Raw genomic sequence first — 19,676 nt, forward strand, 5'->3', positions numbered from 1 at the left:
ACGCGCACATGAACGTCTGCAACCCAGAAAAATCGTCCTGGAGACCCCGATAGTGTCGACCGCAACTACCCGCTCGCCCTTTTTTGGCACGATGCAGAAAATCCCCGGTGGATTGATGCTGGTGCCGCTGATCCTGGGTTCCCTGATCGGCACCTTCGCCCCCGATGCGCTGGCCATCGGCGGCTTCACCACCGCCCTCTTCAAGAACAGCGCGCTGCCCCTGATCGCGCTGCTGATTTTCGCGACGGGCACGCACGTCAACGCCCGCACGGGCGGCCCCATCCTGGCCACGGCCGGCACCATTCTGTTGATGAAGACGCTGGTGCCCGCCACGCTCATCATCATCCTGGGCAGCTACGTTGGCCTGGATGGCCTGTGGGGCGTGTCGATCCTGGCCCTGCTGGCCGCCTTCGACAACAGCAACGGCGGCCTGTGGCTGGCCTACACCGGCCAGTACGGCGACGCCCGCGATCGCGGCGCCTATGTGGCCAGCGCGGTCAACGACGGTCCCTTCTTCAGCCTCCTGTTCCTGGGCGCGTCCGGCCTGGCCGACATCCCGATGATCGCCCTGGTGGCGGCGCTGGTGCCCTTCCTGCTCGGCGTTGTCGTCGGCAACCTGGATCCCAAGTGGCGCGACGTGCTCAAGCCCGTGCCCAACATCGTCATCCCGTTCTTCGCCTTCGCCCTGGGCACCGGCATCGACCTGGGCGCCGTGGTTGGCGGCGGCATCAGCGGCCTGATCCTGGGCCTGATCATCAGCCCCATCACTGGCGGCCTGGTCTACCTGGGTTATCGCGTGATCCTGCGCCGCGGCGGCAAGAGCGGCCTGGGCTTTGCCGCGGGCACCACGGCCGGCAACGCCATCGCCACGCCCGCCGTTGTCGCGGCGGCCGACCCCAACTTCCAGCAATACGTGTCGACCGCCACCGCGCAGGTCGCCGCATGCGTGCTGATCAGTTCCATTCTGGCTCCCGTGCTGGCATCCTGGTTCCTGAAGCGCGCCGGTGAACTCAAGTCCGAGGACGCCGACGCCACCGTCGCCCCGCCCCTGACCGAAGCCCGCGGAGAGGCCCTGTGAAACCCGCCATCGCCATCGTCGCGGACGACCTGACCGGTTCCGGCGACACCGCCGTGCAGTTCGTGCGCGCCGGCTGGAGCACCCACCTGTCGATCGACGGCGCCGATGAGGCCCTGTCGGGTCCCGTCGACGACGGCGTCGAAGTGCTGGCCGTCACGACGCACAGCCGTGCGCTCAGCGCCGCCGACGCGGCCCAGGTGATCCGCCGCAACGTGCAGCGCCTGCGGGAAACGGGCGTATCGCGCCTGTACAAAAAGGTTGATTCCACATTGCGTGGCGCGTTCAAGGCCGAGATCGACGCCGCGCGCGACGCATGGCGCGACGACGCCGTGGCGGTGATCTGCCCGGCCTTCCCGGCAACCGGCCGCACGGTCGAGCAAGGCATCCTGTATGTGAATGGCAAGCCGGTCACGGAGACCTCGGCGGCCACGGATCCGGTCACCCCCGTGACCGAGAGCCATATCCCCACCCTGCTGGGCTGCGCGCACGTCGCGCCCAATGACGACGACACCGCCGAATCGCTGGCCGCGCGCATCGCGCAGGCCGGCAACACCGTGGTGGTGGACGCATCCACCGACGCCGACCTCGACCGCCTGGCGCTCGCCATCGGACTGCTGGGCGAACGCGCCCTGCCCGTCGGCGCCGGCGGGCTGGCCATGCCGCTGGCCCGCGTCTGGGCCGGCGCGGACCAGACCGCGCCCGTCGTGGTCGTCGTCACGTCGCAGCACAGCGCCGCCCGCGCCCAGGCCGCGGCGCTGCAGGCGTCCGGCGCCGTCACGTGGTCGCCGTCGCTGGCGCAACTGGCCGACGACGCCGCATGGCGGGCCTGGAGCCAGCCTTTGCTGCAGGCACATGCGCAGGCCCCGATCGAGGCCGGCACCATTCTGCTGCTGGCCCCTGAAGGACAGCTCGCCGGCCTGGATTCCGAGACGGTCGCCGACCGCCTGGGAAGCCTTGCCGCACAAGTGATCGCCGCCGCACGCGCGGCCGGCGTCGTCGCCACCGGCGGCGACGGGGCGCGCAGCGTGCTGGTCGCGCTGCAAGCCAACGGCATCGCGCTGGTGGACGAAGTAATGGGCGGCGTGCCCCTGGGCACGCTGACCGGGGGCACGGCCGCGGGCCTGCCCGTGGTGACCAAGGCCGGCGGCTTTGGCACCGAAGACGTATTGGTTCGCGCGGTGCGCGCGATCCGCGACAGGAGATTCAAGCGATGACACAAACCCCTTCCGCGAAGCTGCCCCTGCTGGCCGTAACCTTGGGCGACGTGGCGGGCATCGGGCCGGAAATCACGGCCAAGATGCTCATGGGCCACAACGAACTGCGCCAGAAGGCCCGCCTGCTGGTGGTGGGCGACGTAGACGTCATGGCCAACGCAGTGCGCAGCCTGGGCGGCGACCCCGCCATCGTGCGCAAGCTGGACCGCGCGGCCGACACCACGAACACCCCCGGCACGATCGAAGTGCTGCAGGCCGGCCCGTCGCTGGCCCACGTGAAGCTGGGCGAAATCAGCGCTGACGCCGGCGACGGCTCCGTGCGCTTCGTCACCACGGCCTGCGCCCTGGCGCGCGCCGGCGAAGTCGACGGCATCGTCACCGCTCCGCTGAACAAGGCCGCGATGCATGCCGCCGGCCACAAGTGGCCCGGCCACACCGAGCTGCTGGCCCACGAATTCGACGTGAAGACCTTCTCGCTGGTGCTGTCGGCCGGCGATCTGTACATCTTCCACGCGACCACGCACGTGTCGCTGCGCCAGGCCATCGAAGACGTGACCCCGGCGCGCATGCGCGCCGTCCTGCGGCTGGCCGGATCCTTCGCCACGGCCCTGGGCCGCGGCGACGAGCCGGTGGCCGTCGCGGGCCTGAACCCGCACGCCGGCGAGAACGGCATCTTCGGCAGCGAAGATGCCGACATCCTGGCGCCCGCCGTGGCTGAAGCCAACGCCGCCGGCATCCTGGCCGCCGGTCCCATCCCGGCCGACGCGCTGTTCCCGCAGGCCGTGCGCGGCAAGTGGAAGTTCGTGATCGCCTGTTACCACGATCAGGGCCACGCGCCCTTCAAGTCGGTGTACGGCGACGATGGCGTCAACATCACCGTGGGCCTGCCGGTCGTGCGCGTGTCCGTGGACCACGGCACCGCCTTCGACATCGCCGGCAAGGGCATCGCGCGCGAGGACAGCCTCATCCTGGCCGCCGAGCGCGCCGCGCATCTGGCCCCGGGCTGGACGCATGTATGGGAAACTGCGCGGGCACAAACCGGAGGTTGATTTCCATGGCGCCCGCCAACCACGACGCACAGCCCGTTCTTGATCGAGCGGGAGACACCCCGCTGCACGCCCAGGTCGCAACCTGGCTGCGCGGATACATCCGCTCGAACAAGCTCGCGGCCGGCGCCGTGCTGCCCAGCGAGGCCGCGCTCTGCGACCGCTTCGGCGTTGCGCGCAGCGTGGTGCGCCAGGCGCTGGCGGCCCTGGCCGCCGAAGGGCTGATCCAGCGCGAGACGGGGCGTCCCGCCACCGTCGCCGCGCCGCAGGAACACCGCCGGCTGGTCCAGCGATCAACCGGGCTGTATGAACAATTCGCCCAATCGGGCGTTTCCCTGCAGACGCGGGTGCTGGCCCTGGGTCCGGCCGATCCTCCCGCCGACGTGGCCGACTTCTTCGGCACGACCCACCTTCTGTTGTTGGAACGCCTGCGCCACGTCGCCAATGCGCCGCTGGCCTACGTGCGCACCTGGCTGCCCGCGGAAGCGGTGCCGGGCCTGCGCGCCGAACACCTGGTCGACGCGTCCTTGCACGGCGTGCTGACCCGTCAGTTCGGGCTGCGCCCCGGCGCCGGCCGCAACCAGATCCGGGCGGTGGCCGCCACTGCACAGCAGGCCGCCCTGCTGAACACGGAACCCGGCACGCCCCTCCTGATGCTGCAAGGCCAGGGCATGGATCAGCATGGCAAGCCGCTGGAATGGTTCACCACCTGGCACCGGGCGGAACAATTGGTTTTCGACGTGGATGTCAGCATGGGGCACGAGAGCGTGCAGCCCAGGTTGAACGATGCGGCCGTCCAACCTGACCTGTCCTCTGGAAGTCAGGATCCCTTGGCGCGCGCTCAGGCGTTGGTGGCGGAGCTGTCCGCCGAACTGTCCAGGCTGCGCGGCCGGTCCTGACGCAGCCGTTCCAGAACGGCGCGCGGACTCGATTCAGCGCGCGTTTTCCGCGTCCTGCCCTGCCTGCCAATCCGCCAACACGCGGTCGCACAGCGCGGGCGCTTCCCCGATGTAGTTCGCGGGATCGCTCAGGCGGTCCAATTCCGCATCGTTCAGCATGCCGCGCGTCGCCGCGTCGTTGTGCACGGCTTCGCGCACGGCATCCTTCAGCGCGCAATGCTTCTTGACCGCCTCGCGCGACGCCTGCTCGATCAGGTCGTGCGCGTGCCCGCGGCCGATGCGGCCGCCCAGCGCCAGCGCATAGGCTTCGGCAAGGATCAGGCCGTTCGTCGCCGCGAGGTTCTGCGCCATCCGCTGCTCGTCGACCTCCAGCCCGTCCAGCACGCCCAGCAGATGGCGCAGCGCGCCGCCGGCCAGCGCAGCGATCTGCGGCATCACATCCCATTCGGCCTGCCATCCGCCGAGCGCGCGTTCGTGCTCCTGGATCATTCCCGAAAGCATCGTGGACACCAGCGGCGGCACGCGCACCGCCGCGGCCAGGATGGCCGCGCAGCCCACCGGATTGCGCTTGTGCGGCATCGTGCTCGACCCGCCTCGCCCAGGCCCGGCGGGCTCGCGCAATTCGCCCACCTCGGTCTGCGCCATCAGTGAAACGTCGCGGGCGATCTTGCCCATCGTGCCGACCAGGACGCCAAGCGTCGCCGCCAGATTTGCCAGGCGGTCGCGGTGCGTGTGCCACGGCATCGAAGGCAGCGCCAGGCCGAGCTCGCCAGCCAGGGCCCGCGCCACGCGCGGAGCATCCGCCCCCAGGCTGGCCAGCGTGCCCGCCGCCCCGCCAAATTGCAGCAGCGCCATCTGCGCCCCGTCCAGCAACAGGCGCTGCCGGCTGCGTTCCAGGGCCTCCAGCCATCCTGCCGTCTTGGCGCCGAACGTGGTGGGCAATGCATGCTGCAGCCACGTCCGTCCCACCATCAAGGTTTCGCGGTGCGCGGCAGTCAGCCGCGCGCAGGCCTGCGCCGTCGACCGCAGGTCCCGATCCCATTGCGCGATGGCCTGCCGGATCTGCAGCACCAGGGCGGTGTCCAGGATGTCCTGGCTGGTCGCGCCCCAATGCACATATCGGGCCGCTTCCGGATCCACGCGCGCCACGGCCGCGGTCAGCTGCTTGACGAACGGAATCGCGATGTTGCCGGCCAACGCGGCGCCCGTGGCGATGGCCTGCAGGTCCAGGATGTCCACGGCATCGCCATCATGGCAGACCGCGTGGATGATCCGCGCCGCCTCCGGGGGAATCACGCCGCATTGCGCTTGCGCATTCGCCAGGGCGGCCTCCACGACAAGCATCTGCCTGACGGTTCCTGCGCCCGAAAACAGCGCCAGCATCGCGCCGTCGGAATAGATGGCTTCGGTCAGCCCTGCATAGTCGCTCATGGTCGGGGTCCCGGCGCGGCGTCAGATGTCGAAGAACACGGTCTCGCCCGGCCCTTGCAGGATGATGTCCCACCGCAGTACGCCGCTGTCGGCCGCCTGCGCCACCAACGTGCCGCGCCGGCTGTCGGGCACCTTGGACAGAATCCAGTCCTGTGCATTGGCGGCCGCCTCGTCCGGGAAATACATGCGCGTCGAAAGATGCTTGAGCAGACCGCGCATGAAAACGGAAACGACAAGATGAGGCGCTTGCGACTGCCCGTCAGGCGCCGGCACACAGCCGGGCTTGATGGTGGTGAAGCGGAACCCGCCATCCGACCCCGTGGGCGTACGGCCAAAGCCGTTGAAGCCTTCGCTTTCCGCCCCGGCTTCCGCATGCCGGGGATCGTCCGGATGCCGGTACACGCCGCGGGCATCGGCCTGCCATATTTCGACCATGCCGTCCGGCACCGGGTTGCCCTCGCCATCGATGACGCGCCCTTCAATGACGACGGTCGTTGCGCCCAGGTCGCCACGCCCGCCCGTCAGGTCGTCGCGGTTCAGCCCGGACAGTCCGATATGAAGATAAGGACCGACAGTCTGTGAACTGGTGGGATAGAGCATGCGTTACTCCATGGGGGTGGCGTTGCGGCCGCGCAGGACGATATCGAAGCGATAGCCCAGCGCGTACTCGGGTACGGTGGTCTCCCAGTCCAGGGCGGCGATCAGCCGGTTGCGCGCCTTGGCGTCCGGCACGCACTGGAAGATGGGATCGAACTCCAGCAGCGGATCCCCCGGAAAGTACATCTGCGTCACCAGTCGCGTGGCATAGGCCCGGCCGAACAACGAGAAATGGATGTGTTGCGGACGCCACCCGTTGTAATGGTTGCCCCAGGGGTAGGCCCCGGGCTTGATCGTCTTGAATTGATAGCGGCCATGCGCGTCGGTGACCGTCCGGCCTTCCCCGCTGAAGTTGGGGTCCAGCGGCGCGTCGTGCTGATCGCGCTTGTGCAGATAGCGGCCCGCGGCGTTGGCCTGCCAGATCTCGATCAGCGCGTCCGGCACGGGGCGCCCGTTCTCGTCCAGCACGCGGCCGGACACGATGATGCGCTCGCCGATGGCCTCGGCGCTGGCCACGCGCGTCAGGTCGTTGTCGCCGTTTCTGACGAACTCCGCGCCGAACGCCGGCCCGGTGATCTCGGACAGGGTCTGCGGCACGACGATCAGGGGCTCGTTGGGAGAACGCAGCCGCGTGGACCCATACGGATCGAAACGGTAGCCCGGCTGGGTGTCCCAGAACGGGCGCCGGTATTGGGCAAGAGAGGACATTGCAGCAAATCTCCTGTGATAGGCCGCCGCGGCGGGCGGCCCGCGCGGCGGCGCAAGCGCGTCTGGCCGGCTACCCGCCGAACCAGCGCGCGGGAACGATCACCAGCGCCGGAAAGGCGACCATGAGGAACATGACGAGGAATTCGGCCGCCATGAACGGCATGACGCCGCGCGTAACGTCGTCCATCTTCATCTTCCCCACCCCGGCGACGACGTTGAGCACGGTGCCCACGGGCGGCGTCACCAGTCCGATCGAATTGTTGATGATGAACAGCACGCCGAAATACACCGGATCGATCCCGGCCGCGCGCACCAGCGGCATCAGTACGGGCGTCAGGATCAGGATGGTGGGCGTCATGTCCATGGCGGTGCCAACCACCATGACCAGCACCATGATGGCCGCCATCAGCAGGATCTTGTTGCCCATCAACGGCTGCAGCATGTCGACCACCTTGGCGGGCAGGTCGGCCACCGTGATCAGCCAGGCGCTGACCATCGCAGCGGCGATCAGGAACATGACGATCGCACTGGTCTTCGCCGCCGACACGAAAACCGCATAGAGCTGGCTGAACTTGAGCTCCCGATACACCAGCGTCGAAACCAGCAGCGCGTAGGTTGCGGCGACGACCGCGGCTTCGGTGGGCGTGAAGACGCCCATCCGGAGGCCCACCAGGATGATGACCGGCAGCATGAGCGCCCAAAGCGCCTTGCGGAACGCTGTGGCGATTTCCTGCGAGGACTTGCGCGGCGGCGGAACGATCTTTTCGCGCCTGACCAGCCACGCCCACGTCAACCACAAGGCCCCGCCGATCATCAGCCCGGGCGCGATGGCCGCCATGAACAGCTTGGAAATCGACACGTTGGCGGCCACGCCAAAGATGACCAGGCCGATGCTGGGCGGTATCACCGGCCCGATCACGCCGGTGGCGGCGATCAGCCCGCCCGCCGTCTGCTTCTTGTGCCCGGCGCTGACCATCATGGGCAGGAGCAGCGCCGTCAGCGCGGCGGCGTCCGCCACGGCGGATCCCGACAAGGCCGACAACAGGCACCCCGCCATGATCGTGACGTAGCCCAGCCCGCCCTTGACGTGGCCCACCAGGGCCAGCGCCAGGTCCACGATGCGGCGGGACAGCCCGCCCACGTTCATGATTTCCCCGGCCAGCATGAAAAACGGCACGGCCAGCAGCGGAAAGCTGTCCGCCCCGCCGATGACGTTCTGCGCCAGGATCTGCGCGTCGAAGATGTCCAGGTGCCACATGAGCGCGACGCCGCTTGCCAGCAGCGCGAACGCAATGGGCACGCCCAGCGCCATGACGCCCAGCAGCGATCCGATGAAGACGGCGATGGTCATGCGCTTCTCCCTGGCGCCCCATTGCCGGCGTCTTCCAGGATCTGCTTGAGCTGCACCGCCTCTTCGGATTCCTGGACCATGATCAAGTCCCGTTCATCCAGCTTGCCGGTCAGCACGCGATACAGGTCCATGGCGATGATCAGGCCCGCCATCACCGAGAACACCAATCCGGATGCGTAGACGATGGCCATCGGCAAGCCGCTGACGGGCGCGCTGACGTCGGCATTGATCACCGCCTGCTCCCAGCTTCCCTTGAACATCAATCCCACGATGTAGAGCATCAGGATCTGGCCGAGGACCAGGCAGAGCTTTTTGCCGGCGGTCGGCAGCTTGGCCACGATCATGTCCATGCCCAGGTGCCCGCGCTCCTTGAGCGCGATGACGGCGCCCAGGAACGTCAGCCAGATGAACATCCAGCGGGACAGCTCTTCCGACAGCGTGATCCCCGAGTTGAAACCGTAGCGCGCGACGACGTTGCCGAACACCAGCACCACCATCGCCGCCAGCAGCAGCGCGATGGCGAATTCCAGCACACGGCAGACGATGCCGATGAATCTGTCTATGACGAGCATGGCCGCGCTCCTTGTCGATTCGGATGCAGATCCGGCCGTCTCATGCCTTGGCATCCTGCAAGAGAGCGACCAGGCCTCGCAGCGCCATCAGGTAGGACTGCGGCCCCAACCCTTGCACCGTGCCGCGCACGGCTGGCGAGATGATCGAATGCGCGCGCCAGGTTTCGCGCGCGGCGATGTTCGACATATGCACTTCCAGCGTCGGAAAGGGCATGGCCTTGATCGCGTCGTGCAGGGGCACGCCGTGCTGGGTCAGGCCGGCGGGATTCACCAGCGCGCCTTGCGCGCTATCGATGTTCTCGTGCAGGAAGTCGATCAGCGCGCCCTCGTGGTTCGACTGCAGCGTGGACAACTGGACGCCCAGTTCGCCAGCCAGGGCGGCCAGGCGCTGGTTGATCTCCGCCAGTGTCGTGGTGCCATAGATGTGCGGCTCGCGGCGGCCGAACAGATTGAGGTTGGGGCCGTGCAGGACAAGAATCTTCATGGTGGGTGAGCCGGTGCGTTTACTTGCGAAGACGTGCGAGTTCGTCGTTGTAGAGCTTGACGATCGCGGGGTCGTAGCTGCTGGTGAAGTGCTCGATGACGGGCTTGACCACCTGCTGCATGCGCGCTTTTTCCGCGGGCTCGATCGTGTTGTAGGCGATGCCCTTGGCCTGCAATTCCGCGACGGCCTTCTGGGCGGCGGCCCGGCTGACCTTGCGCTGGTACCCGCGCGCCTCGTCGGCGGCTTCGTTCAGGATCTTCTGCTCGGCGGGCGACAGCTTGTCCCAGAACTTCTTGCTGACCAGCACGATGTTGGCCGCATAGACATGGTTGGTCGCGCTGACGAACTTCTGCACTTCGTAGAATTTGTTCGACAGGATCACCGAGTACGGATTTTCCTGGCCATCGACAGCCCGGGATTCCAGCGCGCCGTACAGTTCCGCGAACGGCATCGGCACGGGATTGGCCTTGAAAGCCTTGAACGTATCCAGGAAAACGGGGTTGGGAATCACGCGGATCTTCAACCCGGCCAGGTCTTCCGGCTTGGTGATGGCGTGCTTCGAGTTGGTCACGTTGCGGAAACCCAGGTCCCAGAATCCCAGCGCAACCAGGCCTTTTTCCGGCAGCTTGGCGATCAGCGCCTTGCCCAGCGGGCCGTCCAGCAATGCGTCGGCCTGTCCGAAATCCGTGACCGAGAACGGCAGATCGATCAGCCCGAATTCCTTGACGATGCCGGCCAGCGACGTCGAGGCCGGCGCCGACATTTCCTGCACGCCGCCCTGCAGCCCGGATTGCTGCTGCATTTCATTGCCAAGCTGCGAGGCGGGGAATTCCTTGACCTTCAGCTTTCCGCCGCTCTTGGCTGCCACCAGTTCGGCGAACTTCTGCACGCCGGCGCTGACCGGATGATCGGTGTTGTTCAGGTGGCCGAAGCGGATCGTCCGTTCCTGGATATCCTGCGCCGCAGCCGCCATCGCGGTAGAGCAAAGCGCGGCCGCCAACGCCATGCGGAGAATGCTGGTCTTCATCGTTGTCTCCTGGTTTTTTGGAATTCTGTCGATGTCTTGCAAGACTCGATGTGGAATGTAATTCCGAGTGGAATAGTTTTCCACCTAGGGTTATCATCCATTACCCCACTACTTGTTGAGATGACATGGCCGGAGTTCTCGAACGTGCGCTCGCCGTCATGGAGCACCTGTCCTCCAGACCTGAAGGCGTGCCCCTAGCCTCCCTTGCCCAGCAACTGGAGATCCCCCAAAGCGCCGCCCACCGGTTGCTGACCGACCTTTGCCGCTGCGGCTACGTGCGGCAGATCCGGGACCACGGCGACTACGCGCTGACGGCGCGGGTGGCGTCGATCGGTCTCAGCTATCTGGCTGCCACGGGCATCGTGGACATCGCGCAGCCGCTGGTTGACCGCCTGGCGGATATTTCGGGCGAGCTGGTGCGCCTGGCCATCGTCGACAACGACGAGCGCCTGACCTGGGTCGCCAAGGCGCAGGGCGCCCGCCACGGCCTGCGCTACGACCCGGAAATGGGATCAGAGGCCAGACTGTCCTGCAGCGCCTCGGGACATGCATGGATGCTGACGATGAGCGACGAGCGCGCGCTGGATCTCGTCGCGCGGCAAGGTTTCGGCACGCCCGAGGAATACGGTCCCAATGCGCCGACCACCATCTCAGCCCTGACCAAGATGCTGCACGCCGGCCGCAAGCGCGGTTACGCGATGATCAACGAAGTGTTCGCGCCCGGCATGACCGCCATGGCGGCGCCCGTTCAGCGCAAGGGTGAAGACGCCATTGGCGTGTTGAGCATCGCTGGCCCGGCGATGCGCCTGACGGAACCGCGAATGCTCGCGCTCGGCCCCGACCTGTTGGCGGCCGCACAAGAGCTGGCGCTGGCCAGCCTGGCGTCACCCATGTTCAGGACTCGCTTTCCGATGCAGGGCCGCAACACCGGCGAAGACGCGCCTGCGTCGTGATCCACGTTCCACACGACGGCCGACGTCTTCTTTGAAGCGATCGGCCACCGAGCTACGCCGGGACTTTTCCCGTCTCTCCGGCCCCATCCTCGGGGCCGTTCCCCCATGTGCCCAGGCTTGCTGAACGCAGCAGCGGCGATGCGTCCGCCGACTCGGCCAGCTCGCCGGCGGCGCGCATCAGCGCCGGCCCGAATTTCTCCATGGCCTTGAGGGTCAGACGTTGCGAAGGGCCGGCGACAACCAGGATGCCGGTGCTTTGATGGCCGGGACGCCGCACGGGTGCGGCCATGGCGCTCATTCCCGCCGCGTAGACATCCTGGAGAATGCTGTAGCCACGGCGCCTATGGCCGTCCAGGCTGGCCAGCAGCGCGCGCAGGGACGTCGGGGCGTTCGGGCCGAAGTCGCGCGGCTTGCCCAGCCCCTGTTCCGTCACGTACGCGATGGCCTGGTCTTCCGGCAGCGTCATCAGCCATGCATGACCCGCCGCGCTGCACGACAGGCGCAGGTCTATGCCCATGTCCGGGTCATACAACAGGCCGGACTTGGCTCCCTGCGCCTTCGCCACCAACGTCAGCCGTTTGCCGTCCACGATGGCCAGGCGCACCAGTTCGCCGGTTGCGAGCGCAAAGCGATCGATCACCGGTTGCGCGATGTCGACCACGCCCGAGCGGCTGAGGAAGCTGAGCCCCATCGAAGCCAGCTTGGTCGTCAGCGCATAGTCGCCGCGGACGGCTGTCTGCCGCACATACCCGTACTTCATGAGTTCGTGCAGCGTGCGGTGACATCCGCTGCGCAACTGGCTCAGGTCATCGGCGATATCGGCAAGGCTCGCGCCGTCGGGTCGAGCGGCCAGGTATTCCAGCAGCGCCAGTGTTTTCTCGATTGCTCCGCTCATTGCCCTCTCCCAAGGCCAGGCCCTCGATCGTTCAAATTTTGAATTCACTCAAAATTTGAACGGCATTCAAAATTATGCCCTATGCTCGCTGCCAAGTATTCCCCTGAGGGTCCGCCGCCGCACCCGATTCGAACGGACCTCTTGCCAACGACAACAGACAAAAGGTGCTTGTGATGAATTCCAGGAAATCGCCCCTTCGCATGGCCGCGGCCGCCGCCGCAACGATCCTGGCCTGCCTTGCCGCCACAGGCACGGCAGCGGCGCAGGAGGTCAAGGCCCGCACGATGAAATTCGCGTTCAGCCTTGCGGCCGATCATCCCCTGGGCCAGGGCGCGCAGAAGTTCGCTGACCTTGTTTCGGAAAAGAGCGGCGGCAAGATGAAGGTGTCGATCTACGCCAACGCGGTGCTCGGCGGCGACCCCCAGAATCTTTCGGCGGTGCGCGGCGGCACACTGGACTTCACGTCGATGGCGACCGGCCTGCTTGCCGGCATCGACAAGCGCTTCATGGTCTTCGATCTGCCGTTCCTGTTCAACGATGCGCGCGAGGCATACGCCATTTCGGACGGGCCCGTGGGTCAGCGTCTGCTTGGAGGACTGTCCGAGCACGGCCTGGTGGGGCTGGGCATATGGGATCTGGGCTTTCGCAACATGACCAACAGCAAGCGCCCCATCGCGCAGGTTCAGGACCTGCAGGGCCTGAAGATCCGCGTCATCGCCGCTCCCGTCTACATCGATATGTTCAAGACTTTGGGCGCGAACCCCGTGCCCATGACCTTCGGCGAGGTCTATGGCGCCCTGGAATCCAAGGCGATAGACGGGCAGGACAACCCGGTGGGCGTGATCCTGTCCGCCAAGTTCGCCGAAGTCCAGAAGTACCTGTCCCTGACGCGCCACATCTACACGGGCATGCCCTTCCTGATGAGCCGCAAGACGTGGGACGGCATGTCGGAGGCTGAACGAAAGATCATCCTCGATGCCGCGGCCGAGGCCAAGGCGTACGAGCGCAAGGTCTCGCAGGCGAAAGAGACCGTCGCGATCGAGGACCTGCGCAAGGTCATGCAGGTCAATGGCCTGACGCCCGAAGAGGTCGACCGCCTGCGCGGGGCGGTCAAACCCGTCGTGGACAAATTCGCGGGTGAAATCGGCCCGGACATCATGCAACAGGTGGCCGCGGAGATCACCGCGCTGCGAGCCAAGAACTGATCATGGCCACACTAGGAAGCGCCGCCATCGCAATGTGGTGGGACATTTCGCCGGCGTGGCGCGCGGAATTCGAAGACTGGCATTCCCATGAGCACTTTCCGGAGCGCATGGCGGTGCCGGGATTTCTGCGCGGATCGCGATGGACCAGCGCGCGCGGCGGCGAGGGTTTTTTCGTCATGTACGAACTGGACGCCTACGCCACGCTGATGTCTCCCGGGTATCTCAACCGGCTGAACGATCCCACCCCGTGGTCAACGAAGCTCATGCCGCAGCATCGCAACATGATCCGCAGCCAGTGCCACGTGCTCGACAGCGTGGGCGGGGCGCTGTCCAGATACGTGCTGACCATCCGCCTGTCTCCGCGGCCCGGATCGGAATCCGACTTGCGGGCCTATCTGAAGTCGCATGCGCAAAACGCAGCGGCGCAGCCGGGGCTCTCGGGCGCGCATTTGCTGATGACGGACACGCCGCGGATAGCGGCCACCGCCGAGCAGACTATCCGGGGCGGAAAGGACCGCGCCGCCGACTGGATCTACATCGTCAACGGCTACGCGATCAATGCGGTGGCGGCATGCGACGGCGACATCCTGAACGCCGCGCCGTTGCGCGATTTCGGCGGGGAAACCGCCGCGTGGTCCGACGTGTATTGCCTGTCCCACACCTACGAAGCCGCGGGGGCTGCTTGAGCCCTCGCGGTTACCGGCATCGAAACAGCGGCGCAGCGCGGGCTCAACGCACCAGGCAAGGCCGCTTGTTGTCGAACTTCCAGCCCGGCACCAGGTACTGCATGGCCGTGGCATCGTCGCGCGCGCCCAGGCCGTGCTGCAGGTACAGCTGGTGGGCGCGCTCGACGGCGTCCATGTCCAGCTCGATGCCCAGGCCGCCGGTTTGCGGCAGATCGATATAGCCATTGCGGATCTGCAGCGGGTTGCGCGTCAGGTGCTGCCCGTCCTGCCAGATCCAGTGCGTGTCGATGGCCGTGACGCGGCCCGGCGCGGCGGCGCCCACGTGCGTGAACATCGCCAGCGACACGTCGAAATGGTTGTTGGAATGCGACCCCCACGTCAGGCCGAACGCCTGGCAGGTCTGCGCCACGCGCACCGAGCCCTGCAGCGTCCAGAAATGCGGATCGGCCAGCGGGATGTCGACCGATTGCAGCGATAGCGCGTGCGCCATCTCGCGCCAGTCGGTGGCGACCATGTTGGTGGCGGTGGGCAGCCCGGTCGCCCGGCGGAATTCGGCCATGACCTCGCGTCCGGAGAACACGCCTTCCGCGCCGCAAGGGTCTTCGGCATAGGCCATCACGCCGTGCAGGTCGCGGCACAGGCGCACCGCATCCTTCAACAGCCAGCCGCCATTCGGGTCCAGCGTGATGCGGGCCTCGGGGAAGCGCTCGTGCAATGCACGGATGGCCTCGACCTCTTCTTCGCCGCGCAGCACGCCGCCCTTCAGCTTGAAGTCCTCGAATCCGTAACGCTCGTAAGCCGCTTCGGCCAGCCTGACGATTGCCTCGGGCGTCAGCGCTTTCTCGTGCCGCACGCGCAGCCAGCCTACGGCGTCGGGCGCCGTCTGGTACGGCAGCGGGGTCTGCGCGGAGTCGCCAACGTAGAACAGGTAGCCAAGCATCTGCACCGACGTGCGTTGCACGCCCTCGCCAAGCAGCGCGGCGACGGGTACGCCCAGGTGCTGGCCCAGCAGATCCAGCAGCGCCGACTCCACTGCCGTCACGGCATGGATGGCCACCCGCAGGTCAAAGGTCTGGGCCCCGCGGCCGCCGCTGTCCAGGCCGGCGAACGCCTGGCGCATCTGGTTCAGCGTGTGCTGGTAGTTGCCGATGGAACTGCCCGCGATCAGCGCGCGCGCATCTTCCAGCGTGGCCCGGATCTTTTCGCCGCCCGGGACTTCGCCCACGCCGGTATTGCCCGCGCTGTCGGTCAGGATGACGAGGTTGCGCGTGAAGTAAGGCGCGTGGGCGCCGCTCAGGTTGAGCAGCATGGAGTCCTGCCCGGCGACGGGCACCACGCGCATCTCGGTGATCGTCGGGGTCTGGCGGGAAGCCTGGGTAGCGTGAAGAGTCATGTTTGCTTCTTGAAGAAGCCCGGCCGGGGCGGCCGGGCGCATTGCGTTATTGCGTTCTTGCGTGGCGTTACTGGACGGAGATGCCGCCGGTCTCGATGACCTGCTTCCAGCGCGCGCTCTCCTGCTGCTGGAACTTCGTGAATTCCTCGGGCGAATTGGCCACGACCTCCAGGCCGATATCGGTGAACGGCTTGCTGATCGCCGGATCCTTGAGAGCCGCGGTCAACGACGCGGACAGTTTGTCGCGCACGTCGGCCGGCAGGTTCTTCGGCGCCACGACGGCCTGCCAGGCGTAGACATCGACGCCGGGCACGGAGGCCTCGGCGAACGTGGGCACGTCGGGCAGCACCGGCGAACGCTTGGAACCCGTGACGGCGATCGCCTTCAGCTTGCCGGATTTGATGTGCGGCAGCACGGCGTTGACGTTCTGGAAGGACATGTCGACCTGATTGCCCAACAGGTCCGAAATGGCCGGCGCGCCGCCCTTGTAGGGCACGTGCAAGCCCTTGGTGCCCGTCTTCTGCCAGAACAGCTCGGCCGTCAGGTGATCGGAAGATCCCGCGCCCGACGTGGCGAAGCTGATGGCGCCGGGCTTGGACTTCAGCAGGGCCAACACGTCCTGCACGCTGTTGACCTTGGACGCGAGCTGGGGGCTGACCACCAGGACGTTGGGCGTCTGCACCGCCACCGTCAGGTAGGTGAAGTCTTTGGCGGGGTCGTACGTGATGCCCTTCATCAGGTGGGGCGCCACAACCAGCGGGGCCAGGGACGTGACCATCAGGGTGTAGCCGTCCGGCGCGGCGCGCACCACTTGCGAGGCGCCGATCGTGCCGGTGGCGCCCGCCTTGTTCTCCACCACGAACGACTGCTTGAGCTGTTCACCCAGCTTGTTGGCCAGCGCGCGCGCTACGGAATCGGTCGCGCCACCCGGCGGGAACGGCACCACGACGGTGACGGCCTTGTCGGGCCAGGCGTGGGCTGCGCCTGCCGCCGCCATCAGGGTGAGTCCAACGATCCACTTGCGCGCATTGCTCTTCATGACTGTCTCCGAGTCGGGTTCTATTTTTTAAAGTTAACGTTAACAATTTTCTTGTTAACGTTAACATTTCAGTTTTTCTAGCGTATTTCGCGCAGCCGGCGCGGCGCCATTCGTACAAACCCTGATGAATCCCGGACGCGCAGGCGCGGGCTAGCGGTTAGGCTTGATAATTGTCCGGCCCTGTTTTTGCTGACCCATTATTTCCACGATGCGCGCGTCCCGACTTCCGCCTGCCGACTCCCCTGCCCGCCCTTCCGAACGCGCCAGCGTCACCGTGCGCGAGGTCGCGCAAGCAGCCGGCGTGTCCATGATTACCGTCTCGCGCGCCATCAACACGCCGCAGCAGGTATCGCCCGCCACGCTGGACAAGGTCACCGCCGCCATCCAGGCGCTGGGCTACGTGCCCAACCTGATGGCCGGCAGCCTGCGGCTGTCGCGCAGCAATCTGGTGATGGTGCTGGTGCCGTCGATCGCGGGCTCGCTGTTCGGCGGAATGCTTACCGAACTGACGCGCTCGCTTGAAGCGAAGGGATATCAGCTGATGGTGGGACAGAGCGGCTACGACTCTCCCCGCGAGGACGCGCTGCTGCGCGCCATCATCGGACGCCGCCCGGACGGCATCGTGCTGACCGGCGTCATGCATTCGCCGCAGGGCCGGCAACTGCTGAAGGCCTCCGGCATCCCCATCGTCGAAACCTGGGACACCACCGACTCGCCCATCGACATGCTGCTCAGCCTGTCGCATGACGCGATCGGCGCCGCGGTCAGCCATTATTTGCGCGACGCCGGCAAGACCCGCCAGGCCGTGCTGACCGGCGACGATCACCGCGCCCGGCTGCGCGCCGAAAGCCTGGTGCGCGCTGCGGTTGAATCCGGCCTGCCGGAACCGCTGGTGCATTACATGCCGGCGCCGACGACGCATGCGCAAGGCCGCGAGGGGCTTCGCGCCTTGCAACGCGCCGGCCAGGGCATCGACGCGGTGTTCTGCAGTTCGGACCTGATGGCGGCGGGCGTCCTGACCGAAGCAGCCGCGCAGGGGCTGGACGTGCCGAGGCAGCTGGCGGTGGTGGGCTTCGGCGACATGGATATCGCCGCTTCGATGGCGCCCTCCATCACATCGGTGCATGTGGACGGCGCCGCGATCGGCGCTCAGGCGGCCGAGATGATCGGCCTGCGCGTCAACGGACAGCGGCCGGCGCAATCCGTGGTCGAGATCGGCTTTCGCATCGTGACTCGCGAAAGCGCCTAAGACGCCAAGACCGCGCTCCGTCCCGCCCTTCCCGCTTCGGATTGTTGTCCCGCGGACAACACCGTGCATCCTTGCGCAGGTCTACCGCGACGCACGCGGCGCTCCTAGGATTGATCCTGACGCGCCGAGCCGTCCGGCGCCCCGACCCAAGGAGACCTGCCATGTCCGCCCCAGCCATCGACCCTAGCGGGATCAAGCAAGGAGCGCAGAATGCTGCCGCATGAGTGGATCGCGCAGTACGGCGTGCTCGCAGTATTCCTGAACGTATTGGGCTCGTCGCTGGGCCTGCCGCTGCCCGTCATGCCGACGCTCATCGCCGTCGGCGCAAGCCAGGCCGCGGGCGCGGGCGTATCGGGGCCCGTCGCCATGCCGCTGGCCATGATGCTGGGCGCGGCGGTGCTTGCGGGCGTGCTGGCGGACCTTGTCTGGTTTCGCGGCGGCCGGCGCTACGGGGCCCGCACCCTGCACACCGTCTGCAACCTGTCGCTTTCACGCGATGCCTGCGTCAGCAGGACCGAACGCTTCTTCGGCCGCTGGGGCGTGCGCCTCTTGATCGTGGCGCGGTTCATGCCGGGTCTGTCGATGGTTGCCGTGCCGCTGTGCGGATCAAGCGGCATCCGCCTGCGGTCTTTCTTATGGCACGACTGCATGGGGCTGGCGCTATGGGCCTCGGCAGGTTTGCTGTTGGGCGCGGCGTTTGCGGCCCGGGTTGAAGCGCTGCTGGCCACGCTTTCGACCGTGGGCAGCCAGGCCGCCGTCGCGATCGGCGCCGCGGCCGCCTTGTACCTGGCGTATCGATACGGGCGCCGCGCGTGGGCGGCAAGAATGCCGCGCAAGACGCGGCTGGGCATCCACTGAACGGCGCAGCCGGCACGGGGAGCGACATCATGCATCTGGGCAAATCCTATCGCTTGCGCGAATTCGTTCTGTGGACGCGCAGATCCATCTATGGTCTTGTCGCGCTTAGCCTGCCACCCGTGCTGCTCTACCAGCTTGCCGGCATGAAATGGCTGACCCTTCCCTTGCAGACCTACACGCGCACAGTCGAAGCGCAAAAGATCTGGATGAGCATCGTCAGCGCCGGCCGCTCCTGGGGCATGACCAGCCAGGCCTACGCCGGAGACGCCGCGCAAACCGCCCGGCTTGTCGACAGGCATCTGGCCTGGATGACGGCGCTGCGCTATCAGCTTCGCGCGGCCCGCGTCTGGGAAACCACGGAAAGCCGACCGAATTCCGAATACCGGAGGCACTACGTAATCCCGGAGCGCTGCGCTCCCCTTGAGGCCGCGCTGGCACGCTACTTGCCGCCGGGCGAAATACAACCGCTGGCGCAAGCGGACAACAAGGCGGTGCAGTTGCTGAACGCACAAGCGCTCGCGGTCCGCAGTCTGCTCGATCAAGGCGCCATCACCGCCGCCGAATACGCCGACCTGACCAGCCGCGTCCGCGACTTCATGGACTTGCAAGGACAGGCCGAACGGATCAAGGATTTTCCGTACCCGCGCCAGTACGCCATCATCAACACACTCTTCGTGCGCGCGTTTTGCGTGGCGCTGCCCTTCGGCCTGACGGGACAGTTCGACCAGATCGGCCAATCCGCGGGCGGTTTCATGCACGGCGAAATGGCCTGGCTGGCCGCGCCGTTCAGCGTCATCATTTCGTGGATCTACACGTCGCTGGAACAGGTGGGCCAAAGCACGGAAAATCCGTTCGAGGGCAATGCCAACGACGTGCCCATCAGCCAGCTGAGCACGATGGTGGAACGCGACGTGAAGCAGATGCGCGGCGTCAGCGCCCTGCCGCCGCTGTGCCGCGACAACATCGTGCTGTAGCCTTTCGCCCGCGAACG

At 66.8% G+C, this 19,676-nt stretch carries 20 protein-coding genes; 10 read left to right on the forward strand and 10 right to left on the reverse strand.

All coding sequences use genetic code 11. The annotated features are described in order from the left end of the window. The first annotated feature begins 91 nt into the window (after nucleotides 1-91). Genes RT614_RS13810 through RT614_RS13825 form a run of 4 tightly spaced genes read left to right on the forward strand, consistent with a single transcriptional unit; the run spans nucleotide 92 to nucleotide 4,237 of the window. Complete coding sequence (locus RT614_RS13810) at nucleotides 92-1,078, forward strand: 2-keto-3-deoxygluconate permease (RefSeq protein ID WP_409558475.1); 987 nt, start codon at nucleotides 92-94, stop codon at nucleotides 1,076-1,078. After that, nucleotides 1,075-2,292 (forward strand): D-threonate kinase, encoded by a 1,218-nt coding sequence (dtnK, locus tag RT614_RS13815; RefSeq protein ID WP_313622676.1) that lies wholly within the window; start codon nucleotides 1,075-1,077, stop codon nucleotides 2,290-2,292. Before RT614_RS13810 ends, dtnK begins: the two co-directional genes overlap by 4 nt. Then, entirely contained in the window at nucleotides 2,289-3,341 is a 1,053-nt protein-coding gene (pdxA, locus tag RT614_RS13820) for a 4-hydroxythreonine-4-phosphate dehydrogenase PdxA (protein ID WP_313622677.1), read from the forward strand. The genes dtnK and pdxA overlap by 4 nt, the downstream gene beginning before the upstream one ends. A gap of 5 nt (nucleotides 3,342-3,346) precedes the next feature. After that, nucleotides 3,347-4,237, forward strand: a complete 891-nt coding sequence (locus RT614_RS13825) for a GntR family transcriptional regulator (protein ID WP_313622678.1) — start codon at nucleotides 3,347-3,349, stop codon at nucleotides 4,235-4,237. A gap of 33 nt (nucleotides 4,238-4,270) precedes the next feature. Here the strand turns inward: RT614_RS13825 and RT614_RS13830 are convergent, their stop codons facing one another. The 7 genes from RT614_RS13830 to RT614_RS13860 all read right to left on the reverse strand — a co-directional run bounded on the left by RT614_RS13830 (nucleotide 4,271) and on the right by RT614_RS13860 (nucleotide 10,407). Continuing rightward, nucleotides 4,271-5,668 (reverse strand): 3-carboxy-cis,cis-muconate cycloisomerase, encoded by a 1,398-nt coding sequence (locus RT614_RS13830; protein ID WP_313622679.1) that lies wholly within the window; start codon nucleotides 5,666-5,668, stop codon nucleotides 4,271-4,273. A 21-nt stretch (nucleotides 5,669-5,689) separates the two neighbouring features. Beyond that, nucleotides 5,690-6,268, reverse strand: coding sequence for a protocatechuate 3,4-dioxygenase subunit alpha (pcaG, locus tag RT614_RS13835; RefSeq protein ID WP_313622680.1), 579 nt, complete (start codon nucleotides 6,266-6,268; stop codon nucleotides 5,690-5,692). 3 nt (nucleotides 6,269-6,271) lie between these two features. Beyond that, a complete protein-coding gene (gene pcaH, locus RT614_RS13840) occupies nucleotides 6,272-6,973 on the reverse strand; it encodes a protocatechuate 3,4-dioxygenase subunit beta (RefSeq protein ID WP_313622681.1) in 702 nt (233 codons plus the stop codon). Nucleotides 6,974-7,043: 70 nt separating this feature from the next. Then, entirely contained in the window at nucleotides 7,044-8,324 is a 1,281-nt protein-coding gene (locus RT614_RS13845) for a TRAP transporter large permease subunit (protein WP_313622682.1), read from the reverse strand. Continuing rightward, the gene (locus tag RT614_RS13850; RefSeq protein WP_409558476.1) at nucleotides 8,321-8,887 is read right to left on the reverse strand and encodes a TRAP transporter small permease; all 567 of its coding nucleotides are present in this window, start codon (nucleotides 8,885-8,887) and stop codon (nucleotides 8,321-8,323) included. The genes RT614_RS13845 and RT614_RS13850 overlap by 4 nt, the downstream gene beginning before the upstream one ends. A 49-nt stretch (nucleotides 8,888-8,936) precedes the next feature. Beyond that, nucleotides 8,937-9,380: a type II 3-dehydroquinate dehydratase gene (locus RT614_RS13855; RefSeq protein WP_313622684.1), complete on the reverse strand. Its 444-nt coding sequence runs from the start codon at nucleotides 9,378-9,380 to the stop codon at nucleotides 8,937-8,939. 19 nt (nucleotides 9,381-9,399) lie between these two features. Further along, a complete protein-coding gene (locus RT614_RS13860; RefSeq protein ID WP_409558467.1) occupies nucleotides 9,400-10,407 on the reverse strand; it encodes a TRAP transporter substrate-binding protein in 1,008 nt (335 codons plus the stop codon). A 125-nt stretch (nucleotides 10,408-10,532) separates the two neighbouring features. Between RT614_RS13860 and RT614_RS13865 the strand changes: the two genes are divergently transcribed. Then, entirely contained in the window at nucleotides 10,533-11,360 is an 828-nt protein-coding gene (locus RT614_RS13865; RefSeq protein ID WP_313622685.1) for an IclR family transcriptional regulator, read from the forward strand. A gap of 52 nt (nucleotides 11,361-11,412) precedes the next feature. On the opposite strand, the gene RT614_RS13870 is transcribed toward RT614_RS13865, so the two are convergent. Next, complete coding sequence (locus RT614_RS13870) at nucleotides 11,413-12,255, reverse strand: IclR family transcriptional regulator (RefSeq protein WP_313622686.1); 843 nt, start codon at nucleotides 12,253-12,255, stop codon at nucleotides 11,413-11,415. A 173-nt stretch (nucleotides 12,256-12,428) separates the two neighbouring features. Here RT614_RS13870 and RT614_RS13875 point away from each other — a divergent pair, with 173 nt between their 5' ends. Together RT614_RS13875 and RT614_RS13880 are read left to right on the forward strand one after the other, a co-directional pair. Next, entirely contained in the window at nucleotides 12,429-13,460 is a 1,032-nt protein-coding gene (locus RT614_RS13875) for a TRAP transporter substrate-binding protein (protein ID WP_313622687.1), read from the forward strand. Nucleotides 13,461-13,462: 2 nt separating this feature from the next. Continuing rightward, nucleotides 13,463-14,146: a hypothetical protein gene (locus tag RT614_RS13880; protein ID WP_313622688.1), complete on the forward strand. Its 684-nt coding sequence runs from the start codon at nucleotides 13,463-13,465 to the stop codon at nucleotides 14,144-14,146. Nucleotides 14,147-14,189: 43 nt separating this feature from the next. Here the strand turns inward: RT614_RS13880 and gudD are convergent, their stop codons facing one another. Both gudD and RT614_RS13890 read right to left on the reverse strand, forming a co-directional pair. Further along, complete coding sequence (gudD, locus tag RT614_RS13885; protein WP_313622689.1) at nucleotides 14,190-15,539, reverse strand: glucarate dehydratase; 1,350 nt, start codon at nucleotides 15,537-15,539, stop codon at nucleotides 14,190-14,192. Between the two features lie 67 nt (nucleotides 15,540-15,606). Continuing rightward, nucleotides 15,607-16,578: a tripartite tricarboxylate transporter substrate binding protein gene (locus RT614_RS13890; protein ID WP_313622690.1), complete on the reverse strand. Its 972-nt coding sequence runs from the start codon at nucleotides 16,576-16,578 to the stop codon at nucleotides 15,607-15,609. Between the two features lie 208 nt (nucleotides 16,579-16,786). Here RT614_RS13890 and RT614_RS13895 point away from each other — a divergent pair, with 208 nt between their 5' ends. The 3 genes from RT614_RS13895 (at nucleotide 16,787) to RT614_RS13905 (ending at nucleotide 19,659) form a co-directional block, all read left to right on the forward strand. Further along, entirely contained in the window at nucleotides 16,787-17,827 is a 1,041-nt protein-coding gene (locus tag RT614_RS13895; RefSeq protein ID WP_313622691.1) for a LacI family DNA-binding transcriptional regulator, read from the forward strand. A 210-nt stretch (nucleotides 17,828-18,037) separates the two neighbouring features. After that, a complete protein-coding gene (locus tag RT614_RS13900; RefSeq protein WP_313622692.1) occupies nucleotides 18,038-18,685 on the forward strand; it encodes a DedA family protein in 648 nt (215 codons plus the stop codon). 29 nt (nucleotides 18,686-18,714) lie between these two features. Beyond that, nucleotides 18,715-19,659 carry a bestrophin family ion channel gene (locus RT614_RS13905; protein WP_313622693.1) on the forward strand — a complete coding sequence of 315 codons (945 nt, stop codon included), beginning with the start codon at nucleotides 18,715-18,717 and terminating at the stop codon, nucleotides 19,657-19,659. Nucleotides 19,660-19,676 lie beyond the last annotated feature (17 nt).

The sequence above is a fragment of the Achromobacter sp. genome (assembly GCF_032102605.1).
GTDB lineage: Bacteria > Pseudomonadota > Gammaproteobacteria > Burkholderiales > Burkholderiaceae_B > Achromobacter.